Here is a 14,118-nt window from a genome sequence, read left to right on the forward strand (position 1 = left end):
CCGGCCACAGCCGCGATTATGAAGACGGCTGCGGCCACACCTGCGGAACGTTTCATCCTGATGGGCTCACTTGGCAGTCATGGAGAATCGGAGATAATCCAATATCTCCTGGTTCTCGGGGCGGTCGCTGGCTATGAGGTTGTGGTTGTCCATCAGTCGATCGCTCAGCTGTATTGGCTTCGCGGCGCCGACGCCTGCGCGCGTGATGCCACTCCGACACGAACACGGAGCTCCGCCCAATGGCGGTGCAGACACCGCACACGGCGGCTGCAGCGAGGACCGCGCCGGCCTGATCAGAACCCTGCGCCGCGCCGGTCGCCGAGGAGAGGAAGAGCAGCACGATCCCGGACGTCACGGCCCCCAGCAGCCAGAACACCATCACGTGCGCGACGACGCCGCGCACATTCCGCATCCACCGGGCCACGAGCCACGCGATCGGCGCGCCGAGCCACACCAACGCGAACGAGAGTGCGGCCGCGCCCAGCACGACGAAGACGGGAAGACCCTTCACGCTCTCGCTCGTCTGCATCGCTAGGACGAACATGTACACGGCGACTACCGCGACGAAACAGACCCACGTGGTGAATGTGTGACGAGCGACGTCGCGGGAATCAAGGGCTCTCGATCCCGGCTCACTCGGTGGAATCGGAAGCCTCCGCGTCCGCCTCGGCGGCCTCGACGTCGAGATCTCCGGCGTCAGGCGCGACGAATCGCTCCTCGGGAGACGGCTCATCCGGGCGATCTGCGGCACCGGCGGGCGCAGGAGGCAGGCCGTCCTGCTCTCCGCCGACGAGTCGCTCGAGGTCGGACGTGGAATCGTTGCTCATGGGTGTCCTCTCGACTCTTCGAGCTTCTCGGACCTCGAACGTCGCGTCGAGGGTCTTGACGGAGTCAGCTGGTTTCCGCCGGTTCCAGCAGATGAAGCAGCCGTACGCGGATCGGTTGGGCACGCTCGGTGAAGGCGCGCTGCGCGGCCACGTACTGGGCCTTGCCCGTCGGCGTCTCGATGGGCACGGCGGAGTAGCCCCAATCGCTGAGATCGTACGGCGAGGCCCGCATGTCGAGTTCCCGGATGTCGCGGGCCAGCACGAACGCATCCAGAAGCAGTTCCCCGGGGACGAGCGGGCCGAGCTTCACTGCCCACTTGTACAGGTCCATCCCGGCATGAAGGCAGCCCGGCTGCTCCGTCAGCGCCTGCGTCTCGCGCGTCGGCGCGAAGCGGTTGAGCGGCGTGGCTTCAGGCGTGAAGAAGCGGAACGCGTCGATGTGCGTGCACCGCAGATCGTTCGCCTCGACGACGGCATCCGTTCCGTCCGCACCGAGCCGTAACGGCACGGGATGCCGCGTCTCGCCGTCCCGGTAGACCATCGCCCACTCGTGCAGACCGAAGCAGCCGTAGGATCCGGTCCTCCCGAGAGTGCTCGACAGGATGCCGCGGATCGCGCGGACGAGCGGAGCCTTCTCGGTGAGGAACGCCTCGGTGTCGGCGGTGACGTCGTCGCCGACCACCCGGTACCAGCGCCAGGCGGCATGCGGTGAGTCGGCGGCATCCGCCAATCCCACATCACGCCCCGGGTGCCAGCGGCGGAGGACGGCCGGCTTGTAGGAGTAGTACGTGTAGAGGAAGTCGTCGACCGGGTGCGTCTCGCCCCGGGCCGCGCGGTGGCGACGGCCGGCGGTGAGGGCCTCGGCCCGCTCGGCGTGCGCCTGCATCCGTTCGGTCCACTCGGACCGTGCGAGGACGGCGCTCGTCAGGGTGGGCATGCGGGTGCGGATCAGACGGGCTGGATCAGCTCGGGGGAGTCGTTGCGGACGTTGCCCACGGCGCTCGAGACGACGTGGTCGGTGAGCCCGGTGACGACCTGGGGGGCCGCGTCGACGGCGGCGTCCAGGAGATCCCCGACGTTGTCGACCTCGGTGTCGAGCCAGGCGTCCGCGAAGTCGGCGTCGAGGAACAGCGGCATCCGATCGTGGATCGACCCGAGCGGCGCGACGGCGTCGCGCGTGATGATCGTGAACGACAGCACCCATTTGGTGGGATCGTCCTCGGCTTTGGCCGGGTCCTTCCACCACTCGTAGAGGCCTGCGAACAAAAGAGGCGACCCGTCGGAGGGATGGATGAAGTACGGCGTCTTGCCCTCGTCGGTCGTCTGCCACTCGTAGTAGCCGGTGGCAGGGACGATGGCGCGGCGCTTGATGAGCGCCTGCCGGAACATCGGCTTGTCCTCGATCTCCTCCGAACGCGCGTTGAACGCCCGAGCGCCGACCTTCACGTCCTTCGCCCACGAGGGGACGAGGCCCCAGCGCGCGGGCTCCAGCCGCCGTGTGGGCGGGTCGGTCTTGGCCGAGTCGAGAACGATCCCGACCTGCGACGTCGGGGCGATGTTGTACGACGGAGTGGGAAGGTCATCGCTCTCGACGTCGACGCGCAGCACACCGACGAGTTCCGAGGCGACGTTGGCAACGACGAAGCGACCGCACATGGGTGTCAGCCTAGGAGGAGGTGGGGACATCGCGGACGATGTCGACGTCGGTCAGACGCTCGAGCAGCTCCGCGCCGTCGTCTCCGGTCACCCACGGCACGCCGGCCGCGCTGTGATCGTCCACCGCGGTCCGGCCACCGGCGAGGACCGCCTCGGCCGGTGTCAGTCGCCGGATGGCTACGGCAGCGACCTGCTCGGGATGCTCGATCGTGAACTGCGTGTAGATCTCGTCGTCGTGCTGTCCGTCGTCGCCGATGAGCAGCCAGTCGATGTGGGGGAACTCGTCGGCCAGGCGGCGCAGGTTCTCCTTCTTGTGCTCCTTGCCGCTGCGGAACCACCGGTCGTGCGTCGGGCCCCAGTCCGTCAGGAGCATCGCGCCGAGAGGGAACAGGTGCCGGCGCTGGAATCGCACGAGGGTCGGCGCGACGTTCCATGCTCCGGTCGAGAGATACAGGATGGGCGATCCGGGGTTCTCGCGCGCGAGCCGCTCGAGCAGAACGGCCATTCCGGGGACCGGCTGGCGGGCGTGCTCGTTGAGGACGAAGGAGTTCCACGCTGCGACGAAGGGCCGGGGGAGCGCGGTGACCATCACGGTGTCGTCGACGTCCGAGATGACGCCGAACCGGATGTCGTCTCCCACGATGAAGACGCGGGCGTCGACGGGGTCTGCCTCTTCGACGCTCATCGTGATCGTCTGCCAGCCCGCGGAGAGGGAGGCGGGCAGGACCGCGTCGATGACGCCGCCGCGGTCGGCCGTGACCTCATGACTCACCCCGTCGATGACCACGGAGACCGTGGCGTGGGCGATCGGCACGGCGGCGAAGCTGCGCCAACCCCGCACGCCGGCGTAGTCGCCCCGCTCGCGGCGCTTCGCCTTCGGCGGGATCAGCACTCGACCGAGCACGCGCACCCACTCGGTGCTGCCGTATCCGGGGAACGCGGCGACGGTGGGACGCCTTCCCCTCGCGCGAGCACGGTTCTCACGCCAGGAGTGGAACCGGTACTCGAGGCGCGCCAGCCACAGCACTTTCGTGTCGGGCGCAGAGGAGGAAGCCATCGGTTCAGTCTTTCACGTCGTCGGCGCGACCCTCCATCGCATCGTCGAGTTCGAGGTGGCGAGCCTCCCGCGCGCTGATGACGCGCTTGGCGATGTAAACGAGCACGAGGAAGGCGGCAATGATCCCGACGAACAGGTAACCGGCGTAGTGAAGGCTGTCGGAGAGTTCACGGTAGCCCTCCGCCGCCGCGGCGGCGACGGAGACGTACGCAACCGACCAGACCGTGCAGGCGGGCACGGTCCACGCGAGGAACCGGCGGTAGGCGAACCCGCTCATTCCGACGGTCAGGGGCACGAGGGAATGGAGCACGGGGAGGAAACGCGACAGGAAGATGGCCGGCCCACCTCGCCGGCGCAGGTAGAGCTCCGCGCGCACCCAATTGCGTTCGCCGATCAGCCGGCCCGCGCGGGAGAACCGGATGCGGGGACCCAGCCATCTGCCCAGAGCGAATCCGATGCTCTCGCCGACGAGGGCGCCGACGAGGACGGCGAGGACGAGCCAGGTTCCCTCGGCCAGATTGTCGACGGCGGTGCCGGCGACGATGACGATCGAGTCACCGGGGACGACGAGTCCGACGAGGACGCTCGTCTCGAGCATCATCGCGATGCCGGCGACGATGACGCGCACAACGGGATCCACCGCCTGGACGGTGCCGAGCAGCCAGTCGAGGATCTCGTTCACGACCTCAGATTATCCGCCGTCTACCCTGATGGAGTGTCCAGCGACCTCGCCTCACGCGACCTTCACGGGTGGCTCGATCCGGCGGTCGCCTTCACCGCGGTCATCGGTGACGCTGCCGACGCGTTCTGGCTCGATGCCGGCCCCGGCGCTTCCTGCGGATGGAGCTGGGTGGGTACCGGCATCCCGTCGCCCCCTCCGCGCGATGTGGGCCTCGATGGTGCGACGGATGCCGCTGCGGGACCGTTCCGCGGCGGCTGGGTCGGCTGGTCGGGGTACGACGCGGCCGCGCGTCGCGCCGGGGCGCCTGCAGCGGACGACGCGGGACCCGCGGAGGTCTGGCTCCGTGTCGATCGGATGCTGGGGTTCGATCACGCCGCGGGCCGCCTGATCGCTTTCGGGGCGGAGGACGCCCTCGACGGCCTGTCCGTCTCCGTGGCGCGGGCGATGTCGACCGGAGGGGCTCCGCGGCCTGCGGACCCGGCCCCGGTCGGAGTCCGCGCCCGCCACGATCCCGATGGGTATGCGGCCCTCATCGAGCAGTGCCGCAACGAGATCCGAGAGGGGCGTGCGTACCAGCTGTGTCTGACGACGCGGTTCGAGACAGCGGCATCCGTCGACCCGGTCGACACCTACCTGCGTCTGCGAACCGCGACGCCGGCGCACCACGGCGGTCTCATCCGCAGCGGCGGGTGGGCGCTTCTGAGCGCGTCGCCCGAGCAATTCCTGTCGGTCTCGGAGGCAATCGTACGTACGCGCCCCATTAAGGGGACACGGCCGCGCTCCGCCGACCCCGCGGAGGATGCCGCTCTCGCCTCCGAACTGCGGAGGAGCGAGAAGGAGCAGGCCGAGAATGTCATGATCGTCGACCTCATGCGCAACGACCTGCAGCGGGTGTGCGAGCCCGGGACGGTCGCGGCGGAGCGGTTGCTCGAGGTCGAGTCCTACCCCGCGGTGCACCAGCTGGTGAGCACGGTAGCGGGGCGGTTGCGGCCGGGGACGACGGTCGGCGACCTGTGGGATGCCGCCTTCCCGGCCGGCAGCATGACGGGCGCACCGAAGCTGTCGGCGATGCAGATCCTCCACCGGCTGGAGGGCGCGCCGCGCGGCGTCTTCGCGGGATGCTTCGGATGGATCGGTTCCGATGGGGGCCTCGACCTCGCGATGGTGATCCGGTCGATCGTGACGCACCCGGGCGGAGCGTACGTCGGCGCCGGCGGAGGTATCACGTGGGGCTCGGCGGCGGCCGACGAGGTCGCGGAGGTCGGGATCAAGGCCCGGGCGCCGCTCCGTGCGCTCGGAGCCGAGCTGCCGCCGGGATGGTGAAAGTCCCGGTCCGCTAGGCTGAAAAGGCGCTTTCGCGCGCCCTCCCGACTTTGCACGATTGGTTCACCGTGTCCTCCAGCACCTCCTCCGACGCATCGGCTCCCGAGCAGACCGGCTTCGACGCCCGCGCCATCCAGGCGAAGTGGCAGGCCCGGTGGGCGGAGTCCGACCCGTTCAAGGCCGGCGGCGACGAGGACACGCGACCGCGCAAGTACGTGCTCGGCATGTTCCCGTACCCCTCGGGCGACCTGCACATGGGTCACGCCGAGAACTACGCCTACGTCGACGCCGTCGCACGCTTCTGGCGTCACCGCGGGTACAACGTCTTGAATCCGATCGGCTGGGACTCCTTCGGCCTGCCCGCCGAGAACGCGGCGATCAAGGGCGGCGCAGGGTCGGACCCGCGCGAGTGGACCTACAACAACATCGACCAGCACAAGGTCAGCTTCCGCGCGTTCGGGTCGTCGTACGACTGGAGCCGCGTGCTCCACACGAGCGACCCCGAGTACTACCGCTGGAACCAGTGGCTGTTCCAACGCCTGTTCGAGCGCGGGCTCGCCTACCGCAAGCAGAGCGCCGTCAACTGGTGCCCCAACGACCAGACCGTGCTCGCGAACGAGCAGGTCGTCGACGGACACTGCGAGCGCTGCGGCTTCGAGGTCGTCAAGAAGAAGCTGACGCAGTGGTACTTCAAGATCACCGAGTACGCCGACCGCCTGCTCGATGACCTGAACCAGCTCGAGGGGTTCTGGCCGCACAAGGTGCTGCAGATGCAGCGCAACTGGATCGGCCGCTCGATCGGCGCCGACATCGACTTCGAGATCGAGGGGCGCGCCGAGAAGATCACCGTCTTCTCCACCCGCCCCGACACTCTGCACGGCGCGACCTTCATGGTCGTCGCGCCGGACTCCGACCTCGCCGCCGAACTGGCCGAGGGCGCCTCGCCCGAGGTCCAGCAGCGCTTCCGCGGTTACCTCGACACGGTGCAGAAGACGAGCGAGATCGAGCGTCAGACCGCCGACCGCCCCAAGACGGGTGTCTTCCTCGACCGCTTCGCGGTCAACCCGATCAACGGCGAGCGTCTGCCGATCTGGGCGGCGGACTACGTCCTCGCCGACTACGGGCACGGTGCCGTCATGGCCGTCCCCGCGCACGACCAGCGCGACCTCGATTTCGCCCGCGCGTTCGACCTGCCCGTGAAGGTCGTCGTCGACACGACGGCTCCGGTCACCGGCGCGATCCCTGTCATCGAGGTCGACGAGGACGGTGTGCCGATCGGCGACGACCTCGAGTCGATCGACCCCGCCCGCACCGGCACCGCGCTGACGGGCGATGGACGCCTCATCAACTCCGGGTCGCTGAACGGGCTGTCCAAGCGCAACGCGATCGCCCGCGCGATCGAAGAGCTCACCTCGGCGGGAACCGGCCGTGCCGCGAAGACCTATCGCCTGCGCGACTGGCTGATCTCGCGTCAGCGGTTCTGGGGCACCCCGATCCCGATGATCCACACCGAGGACGGCCGCATCGTCCCGGTCCCCGACGAGCAGCTGCCCGTCATCCTCCCCGACGCCAAGGGTCTCGACCTGAAGCCGAAGGGCACGTCGCCGCTGGGCGGCGCGACCGAGTGGATGTCGACGGTCGACCCCGAGACCGGCGAGCCGGCGCTCCGCGACGCTGACACGATGGACACGTTCGTCGACAGCTCGTGGTACTTCCTGCGCTTCCTGGCCCCGAACGGGGCGACGGAGCCGTTCCCGAGCGCCGAGGCATCCAAGTGGGCACCGGTCGACTCGTACATCGGCGGCGTCGAGCACGCGATCCTCCACCTGCTGTACGCCCGGTTCATCACGAAGGTCCTCTTCGACATGGGCCTCGTCGACTTCACCGAGCCGTTCACGAGCCTGATCAACCAGGGCATGGTGCTGCTCGACGGTTCGAAGATGTCGAAGTCGAAGGGCAACCTCGTCGAGTTCGCGTCGAGCATGGACGACCCGGGCGCGGATGCCGTCCGTGTCGCCATCGCGTTCGCCGGACCCGTCGAGGACGACATCAACTGGGAGGACGTGTCGACCACCGGCGCCCAGAAGTTCCTCGCCCGCGCGATGCGCGTGGCGACGGATGTCGCAAGCTCGAAGGACGTGGTGTGGGCGGACGGCGACACGTCGCTCCGGCGCGTCACCCACCGTCTCTGGGCGGACGTCGTCGGCCTCGTCGAGCAGTCGAAGTTCAACGTCGTCGTCGCGCGCCTCATGGAGCTCGTCAACGCGACGCGCAAGGCGATCGACTCGGGAGCCGGCGCGGCCGACCCCGCCGTCCGCGAGGCCGCTGAGGCCGTCGCGATGATCCTGGACCTCTTCGCACCGCACACCGCGGAGGAGATGTGGGAGATCCTCGGCTACGAGCCGTTCGTCGGCGTGGTGCCGTGGCGTCAGGCCGACCCGACGCTCCTCGTGGAGGAGTCGGTGACCGCGGTCGTGCAGGTCAACGGCAAGGTGCGCGGCACGCTCACCGTCCCGGCGAAGATCTCGGGCGACGAGCTCGAGAAGCTCGCGCTCGCGGACGAGAAGGTGCGTCGGGCGATCGGCGACAAGGAGATCACGCGCGCCGTCGTGCGCGCGCCGAAGGTCGTCAGCTTCACCGTCGCGTGAGCGTCTTCTCCACCGCCGCCATCTGATCCCGGTTCGTCCACCGCCCCCTCGTCGTCCGATGAGGGGGCGGTGCGGCGCCGGGAGGATCGTGCCATGGGTGCGCAGGCGGTGCCGGTGTCTCGACGTCGGCTGGGGATCGGTGCCGCCATCGTCCTCGTGGTCGTCGTCGCCGCGGTGACGATCGCGATCGGGATCATCCGGACAGGCGCGGAGTCCGCTGTCGAGACGGTGCCGGGCGTCGTCTCCGAGACGGCGGCGCCGGCGTCGGTGTACGTCCACGTCTCGGGTCAGGTGCGCGAGCCCGGTCTGTATCGTCTCGACCAAGGTGCGCGCGTGGTGGATGCGGTAGCCGCCGCCGGTGGCTTCTCGGAGAAGGCATCCCGTGACGGCGTGAACCTGGCGCGTCCGGTGAGCGACGGTGAGCAGCTCCTGATCCCTGCCGAGGGCGAAGGGGGGACGGATGCCGGTGCCCCTGCGGCGCCGGAAGGTGACGGGCGCGTGAACCTGAACACCGCCGATCTCGCTGCCCTCGACACGCTGCCCCGCGTCGGACCGTCGATCGCTCAGCGGATCCTCGATTGGCGCGAGGAGAACGGCCGGTTCACCAGCGTCGACGACCTGATGGCGGTGCCGGGGATCGGGGAGAAGATGCTCGCGTCGCTCCGCGACCTGGTGACGGTGTGAGCGTTCGGACCGCGCGCCGCCGCGACCTGCGGTTGCTGCCGGTCGCGCTCACGGCCTGGGCGGGCGCGGGCGCCGCGATCGTGTTCCCCGAGCATGCGACGGCTTTCGCCGTCGCCCTCTGGGTGGCTGCCGTCCTCGCGTTAGCGGTCGCCGCGCGAGCGTCTCGGCCGACGACGGCGGCGCTGATCGCGGTGGCCTTCGCCGTCGCGGGGGGCGCGGCATCCCATGTCGCACTCGCCCAGCCCGCCCGAGAGGCCGTCGCAGGTCTGCACATCACCGGGGGTCGGAGCGCCGCGTTCGAGGTCGATGTCGTCGGCAAGGTCGAACGGTCCGCGACCGGGTTCCGCTTCGATGCGATCACCCGGTCCGTCACGATCGGCCCCGACACGGCTCCCGTCTCGGCTCCCGTCCTCGTCCGGGTACAGGAGCGACCCGCCGGGCTCGACCTGGGTGCGCGTGCGGTCGTGACGGGGACCGCGTTCCGGGCGGATGCCGAGGACCGGGAAGTCCTCGTCGTCGAGGCGTCGTCGCTCGAGCTCGCCCGTCCGCCGACGGGCCCGCTCGCCGCGGCGGCCCAGCTGAGGACGGGCCTGGTGAACGCGGTCGACGGTCTCCCCGACCCCGGTGCAGGGCTCGTTCCAGGCCTCGCCGTCGGCGACACGTCCGCGGTCACTGAGGACCTCGACCAGCAGATGAAGGCATCGTCGCTGTCGCACCTGACCGCCGTCTCCGGGGCGAACTGCGCACTCGTCGTCGGGATCGCGTTCGGCATCGCCGCCCTGTGCGGGGCGCGGCGCGGCATCCGCGTCACGGCGGGACTGGCGACGCTCGTCGCCTTCATCGTGCTCGTCTCGCCCGAACCCAGCGTCGTCCGAGCGGGCGTGATGGCGGCGATCGCCATGCTGGGCGTCCTGCTGGGGCGGATCGGCGCAGGGATGTCGATCCTGTCCGCGTCGGTGTGCGTGCTGCTCGTGCTCGATCCGTGGCTCGCGGCATCCCTCGGCTTCGCACTGTCCGCCGTGGCGACCGGGTCGCTGCTGCTGTTCGCCAGACCGCTCGCCGACGGGATGTCGCGGTGGATGCCCGCACCGCTGGCGCTCGCCCTGTCCGTCCCGCTCGCGGCGCAGCTCGCCTGCGGACCGCTGCTCGTGCTGATCGAGCCGACCGTGCCCCTCGTCGGCGTGCTCGCGAACCTGCTCGCGGGTCCCGCCGCGCCCGCCGCAACCGTCCTCGGCCTTCTCGCCTGCCTCGCGCTGCCGTTCCCGGTACTCGCGCAGGGGCTGGCGGCGATCGCGTGGCTGCCGGCGGCCTGGATCGCGGGAACGGCGGACCTGTCCGCGCGGCTGCCCGGGGCATCCATCGGATGGGTGGAAGGGATGCCGGGGCTCATCGCCCTCGCAGCGACAGGGGCCGCGATCGGCATCGTGATCGCCGCACGCCGGCACCGGTTGCAGCGGTGGGCGGGGTGGGCGCTCGTCGTCATCATCGTCGTCGTGGTGAGCGCCGGCCCGTTCCGGACCCTCATCGACCGGACGCGGGCGCCGGACGATTGGGCCATCGCTGCGTGCGAGGTGGGACAGGGCGACGCCGTCCTCGTGCGCTCCGGTGAGGCCATCATGCTGATCGACACAGGGCCGGAGCCAGCGCCCCTCGCCGCGTGCCTTGACCGGTTCGCGGTCGACCGCGTCGACGTCCTTGTGTTCACCCACTTCGACATGGACCACCGCGGCGGCGCCGAGGCTCTGGTCGGTCGTGCCGACGTCGTGCTGCACGGTCCCGTTCCCGACGCCGAGGCGGCCGCGATGATCGCCGGCTTCACGCAGTCTGGTGCGCAAGCGCAGGAGGTCTCCGCCGGTCAGAGCGGCACGCTGGGGGAGTGCCGCTGGCGCTCGCTGTGGCCGAAGGCGCGCGACCCGGTCTATCCGTACGGGAACGACGCGAGCGTCGTGATCGACATCACCGGATGCCGCGTCCCCGACGCGATCTTCCTCGGCGACCTGTCGGCGCAGTCGCAGCGCTCGCTGGTGGCTTCTCGTGCGATCGACCGCACCTACGCGGTCGTCAAGGTCGCGCACCACGGCAGCGCCGATCAGGACCACAGCCTGTACGAGGGACTGGATGCGGCCGTCGCCCTCGTGACGGTCGGCGAGAACACCTACGGCCACCCGCGGGACGAGATCCTCGACCTCCTCCGAGAGGAGCACGCGGTCATCGCCCGCACCGACACGTCGGGTGACGTCGTCCTCTGGCGCGACGGGGACGGGATCCGGCTGTGGCGCTCCCGTGAGGAGGGCGGCTGACTCTCGTAGGCTGACCGGATGCCGCCCTCCCGCATTCCGCGTTCCGTCGTCGCGATCGGCGGCGTGCGCGTCGGCATGGCCGTCGGCGTCCTCGTCGCCCTGGGGTGGACCTACGCCCGTTCCGTGCAGCGGGGGAGCGTCAATCCGTTCGATTTCTTCGGCTACTTCACGAACCAGACCGCGCTGGGGAGCGCGATCGTGCTCGGGGCGACCGGGATCCTTCTCCTCCTCGATCGGATCGTTCCCGCATGGCTGACCCTGGCACGTGGGGTCGCGGTGGCCTGTCTCATCGTCGTGGGCGTCGTCTACAACGGGTTCGTTCCCGGCACCGGTTCCGCCCCGCCGTGGGTGAGCGCCGTCCTGCACATCGCGCTCCCGCTATACACCGTCCTCGACTGGGCGTTCGTCCGAGACCACCCGAGCCTGCCGTGGCGGAGTCTGTGGCTCGTGCTGCCCTACCCGCTTCTCTGGCTGGTCGTCGTTCTCGTGCGCGGCCAGACCGACGGCTGGGTGCCTTACGGGTTCCTGCTGCCCAGCCGCGGGTTCGGAGCGCTGGTCCTCACGAGCCTCGGTCTCCTCGCGATGCTCCTCGCGGCTGCCGCCGCAGTGTGGGCGCTGTCCCGACTCCGCGTCGCCACGACGGCGGACCGTCGGTAGCCGTCGGTAGGCTGGACATCATGCCGAGCCCCCGTCGTCCTGCCGCGAAAGCGACCAAGTCGGCGATACCTCAGGTCTCCTGGCGCGCGCCGCAGCCGGCGCCCGTGGTCCTCGTCTCGGGACCGGAAGAGATCTGCGCCGAGCGGGCGACCGCCGGCATCCGTGAATACCTTCGCGCCGAGGATCCGAGCCTCGAAGTCACCGACATCCGCGCCGACGACTACGCGCCGGGCACGCTCTTCGCGGTCTCCTCACCGTCCCTCTTCGGCGAGCCGCGCCTGGTGCGCGTATCGGGCGTCGAGAAGTGCTCCGACGCATTCCTCGCCGAGGCGATCCGCTACCTCGAGGCCCCGCAGGAGGGCGCGACCATCGTGCTGCGCCACACTGGCGCGAGCGTCCGCGGCAAGAAGCTGCTCGACACGATCCGCTCGGGTACCGGCGGTGGCATCGAGATCGCGTGCCCTGCGGTCAAGCGCGACTCCGACCGGTTCGACTTCGCGGCGGGGGAGTTCCAGGCCGCCAAACGCCGTATCGCCCCTCCCGCGCTCCGCGCCCTCGTCTCGGCCTTCGCCGACGACCTCACCGAGCTCGCGGCAGCCTGCCAGCAGCTCATCTCGGACGTCGAGGGCGACATCACCGAGCAGGTCGTCACCCGCTACTACGGCGGCCGCGTCGAGACGACCGCGTTCGCCGTCGCCGACACCGCGATCGCCGGCCGCTACGGCGACGCGCTCGTGACACTTCGCCACGCCCTCGCCTCGGGCGCGGACCCGGTGCCGATGGTCGCCGCGATCGCCTCGAAGCTCCGCACCATGGCGCGCGTCGCCGGCACGCGCGAACCGTCCGGCGCCCTCGCCGCCCGCATCGGCATGAAGGACTGGCAGGTCGACCGTGCCCGTCGCGACCTCGCGGGCTGGACCGAGTCCTCGCTCGGGATCGCGATCCAGGCCGCCGCTCGCGCGGATGCCGAAGTCAAAGGCGCGTCCCGCGACGCCGTCTTCGCGGTCGAGCGTCTCGTCACGGTCGTCGCCACGCGCGCGCCGTACGGCGCCTGACGCACGCGGAAACGACGAAGGCCCATCCTTTGAGGGACGGGCCTTCGTCGTGGCGAGGCGTTCGCGGCTCAGAGAGCGGCGACCTGCTTCGCGATCGAGGACTTGCGGTTGGCCGCCTGGTTCTCGTGGATGACGCCCTTGCTGACGGCCTTGTCGAGCTTCTTGGTCGCCTTCACCAGAGCCTTCTCGGCAGCGGCCTTGTCACCGGCGGAGATCGCCGCGCGGGTCTGACGGACGACGGTCCGCAGCTCGCTCTTGACGGCCTTGTTCCGTTCGCGGGCCTTCTCGTTGGTCTTGTTGCGCTTGATCTGCGACTTGATGTTCGCCACGTTCGACGTATCTTTCGTTCGGAGTTACGGGTGGATGTGCCGGCAACAGAAGAGGGCTGTCGCACAGCGGTCGTGTGAGGGAGGAACCCACACGCAAGCCAAAAACCGATTCTATCAGGTGGGAGGCTCATCCCGAAGTCGAACGCTCCTGCGCCATCGTCGCGAGCGCGAGGTCGATCACCGCGTTGAACACCCCGGGGCGCATGGCGGTGACCAGATGGGATGTCCGGGGCACCACGATGAGCTCGGCTTCGGGCTTCAGCGCGGTGAAGAGCCGTTCGTTCAGGCGCAGCTGGTCCCACTGCCCGTTGACGAACCACATCGGCACCGAGATCCGCTTCAGCGCCGCCACGAGGTCGAGCACGGACAGGCTGCGCAGGGCGATGTCCTGGGTGTCGTATGCGTACCCGCCCGCGCCGAAGTCGGCACGGGTCTCGGGTGGCAGCGTGCGATCCAGGACCATGTCGGTCAGCCGCTGGCCGCGCCCCGGAAGGCGGTCGAAGCCGCGCGCGAGCGTCCGGTAGATCCTCAACCCCGCACCGCGCGGAATCGACGTGCACCCGGCCGCGATGAACGCCTCGACGGGCGGCCGATCCTCGCGGCCCATGTACTCGATGGACACGAGCCCACCCATCGAGTGGGCGACCAGGAGCACGGGGCCGTGGGCCGCGGCATCCGTCACCGCGGCGTCGATCGTCTCGAACGCGCCGTCCAACGTGAACGTCTCGCTCATGCGGGTACCGTGTCCGGGCAGATCGACGGCGTTCGCGCCGATGCCGGCTGTCGTCAGGTGCTCGACCTGCGCGCGCCACATCGTCGCGGAGGTCCGGATGCCGTGGACGAACACGACCTGAGGCGTCATGCCTCCAGCCTACGAACCGGCGCCTGCAGGAACGCGGA

14 protein-coding genes are annotated in these 14,118 nt (G+C 69.9%); 6 read left to right on the top strand and 8 right to left on the bottom strand.

Going from position 1 to position 14,118, the window contains the following annotated elements:
* Positions 1–52: 52 nt before the first annotated feature.
* From QE428_RS11095 to QE428_RS11120, 6 genes are all read right to left on the bottom strand, one after another.
* Positions 53–550: a hypothetical protein gene (locus QE428_RS11095; protein ID WP_307469137.1), complete on the bottom strand. Its 498-nt coding sequence runs from the start codon at positions 548–550 to the stop codon at positions 53–55.
* An 82-nt stretch (positions 551–632) separates the two neighbouring features.
* Entirely contained in the window at positions 633–827 is a 195-nt protein-coding gene (locus tag QE428_RS11100) for a hypothetical protein (protein ID WP_307469140.1), read from the bottom strand.
* 64 nt (positions 828–891) lie between these two features.
* Entirely contained in the window at positions 892–1,764 is an 873-nt protein-coding gene (locus QE428_RS11105; protein ID WP_307469142.1) for a 3-methyladenine DNA glycosylase, read from the bottom strand.
* Between the two features lie 11 nt (positions 1,765–1,775).
* The gene (locus QE428_RS11110; protein ID WP_307469145.1) at positions 1,776–2,483 is read right to left on the bottom strand and encodes an SOS response-associated peptidase; all 708 of its coding nucleotides are present in this window, start codon (positions 2,481–2,483) and stop codon (positions 1,776–1,778) included.
* Positions 2,484–2,493: 10 nt separating this feature from the next.
* Positions 2,494–3,540: an App1 family protein gene (locus QE428_RS11115; RefSeq protein WP_091353159.1), complete on the bottom strand. Its 1,047-nt coding sequence runs from the start codon at positions 3,538–3,540 to the stop codon at positions 2,494–2,496.
* A gap of 4 nt (positions 3,541–3,544) precedes the next feature.
* Complete coding sequence (locus QE428_RS11120; protein ID WP_091353161.1) at positions 3,545–4,222, bottom strand: DedA family protein; 678 nt, start codon at positions 4,220–4,222, stop codon at positions 3,545–3,547.
* 33 nt (positions 4,223–4,255) lie between these two features.
* Here QE428_RS11120 and QE428_RS11125 point away from each other — a divergent pair, with 33 nt between their 5' ends.
* The 6 genes from QE428_RS11125 to holA all read left to right on the top strand — a co-directional run bounded on the left by QE428_RS11125 (position 4,256) and on the right by holA (position 12,889).
* A complete protein-coding gene (locus tag QE428_RS11125) occupies positions 4,256–5,545 on the top strand; it encodes an anthranilate synthase component I family protein (protein ID WP_307469150.1) in 1,290 nt (429 codons plus the stop codon).
* Between the two features lie 68 nt (positions 5,546–5,613).
* Positions 5,614–8,193: a leucine--tRNA ligase gene (gene leuS / locus QE428_RS11130; RefSeq protein ID WP_307469153.1), complete on the top strand. Its 2,580-nt coding sequence runs from the start codon at positions 5,614–5,616 to the stop codon at positions 8,191–8,193.
* Positions 8,194–8,286: 93 nt separating this feature from the next.
* Positions 8,287–8,877, top strand: a complete 591-nt coding sequence (locus QE428_RS11135) for a helix-hairpin-helix domain-containing protein (RefSeq protein ID WP_307469156.1) — start codon at positions 8,287–8,289, stop codon at positions 8,875–8,877.
* Positions 8,874–11,177 carry a ComEC/Rec2 family competence protein gene (locus QE428_RS11140; RefSeq protein ID WP_307469159.1) on the top strand — a complete coding sequence of 768 codons (2,304 nt, stop codon included), beginning with the start codon at positions 8,874–8,876 and terminating at the stop codon, positions 11,175–11,177. Before QE428_RS11135 ends, QE428_RS11140 begins: the two co-directional genes overlap by 4 nt.
* A gap of 18 nt (positions 11,178–11,195) precedes the next feature.
* Positions 11,196–11,834 (top strand): Pr6Pr family membrane protein, encoded by a 639-nt coding sequence (locus tag QE428_RS11145; protein WP_307469164.1) that lies wholly within the window; start codon positions 11,196–11,198, stop codon positions 11,832–11,834.
* Between the two features lie 20 nt (positions 11,835–11,854).
* The gene (gene holA, locus QE428_RS11150; protein ID WP_307469166.1) at positions 11,855–12,889 is read left to right on the top strand and encodes a DNA polymerase III subunit delta; all 1,035 of its coding nucleotides are present in this window, start codon (positions 11,855–11,857) and stop codon (positions 12,887–12,889) included.
* A 68-nt stretch (positions 12,890–12,957) separates the two neighbouring features.
* On the opposite strand, the gene rpsT is transcribed toward holA, so the two are convergent.
* Both rpsT and QE428_RS11160 read right to left on the bottom strand, forming a co-directional pair.
* Positions 12,958–13,218 carry a 30S ribosomal protein S20 gene (gene rpsT, locus QE428_RS11155; RefSeq protein ID WP_065570668.1) on the bottom strand — a complete coding sequence of 87 codons (261 nt, stop codon included), beginning with the start codon at positions 13,216–13,218 and terminating at the stop codon, positions 12,958–12,960.
* Positions 13,219–13,345: 127 nt separating this feature from the next.
* Positions 13,346–14,080, bottom strand: a complete 735-nt coding sequence (locus QE428_RS11160) for an alpha/beta fold hydrolase (protein WP_307469170.1) — start codon at positions 14,078–14,080, stop codon at positions 13,346–13,348.
* Between the last annotated feature and the right edge of the window lie 38 nt (positions 14,081–14,118).

The sequence above is a fragment of the Microbacterium sp. SORGH_AS_0505 genome (assembly GCF_030818715.1).
Lineage (GTDB): Bacteria > Actinomycetota > Actinomycetes > Actinomycetales > Microbacteriaceae > Microbacterium.

What these genes read in the sequence shown, in the direction of transcription:
- holA (WP_307469166.1), top strand. Translation starts at nt 11,855, where the DNA reads ATGCCGAGCCCCCGTCGTCCTGCCGCGAAAGCGACCAAGTCGGCGATA.
- QE428_RS11160 (WP_307469170.1), bottom strand. Translation starts at nt 14,080, where the DNA reads ATGACGCCTCAGGTCGTGTTCGTCCACGGCATCCGGACCTCCGCGACG.
- QE428_RS11100 (WP_307469140.1), bottom strand. Translation starts at nt 827, where the DNA reads ATGAGCAACGATTCCACGTCCGACCTCGAGCGACTCGTCGGCGGAGAG.
- QE428_RS11105 (WP_307469142.1), bottom strand. Translation starts at nt 1,764, where the DNA reads ATGCCCACCCTGACGAGCGCCGTCCTCGCACGGTCCGAGTGGACCGAA.
- QE428_RS11145 (WP_307469164.1), top strand. Translation starts at nt 11,196, where the DNA reads ATGCCGCCCTCCCGCATTCCGCGTTCCGTCGTCGCGATCGGCGGCGTG.
- QE428_RS11115 (WP_091353159.1), bottom strand. Translation starts at nt 3,540, where the DNA reads ATGGCTTCCTCCTCTGCGCCCGACACGAAAGTGCTGTGGCTGGCGCGC.
- QE428_RS11135 (WP_307469156.1), top strand. Translation starts at nt 8,287, where the DNA reads ATGGGTGCGCAGGCGGTGCCGGTGTCTCGACGTCGGCTGGGGATCGGT.
- QE428_RS11110 (WP_307469145.1), bottom strand. Translation starts at nt 2,483, where the DNA reads ATGTGCGGTCGCTTCGTCGTTGCCAACGTCGCCTCGGAACTCGTCGGT.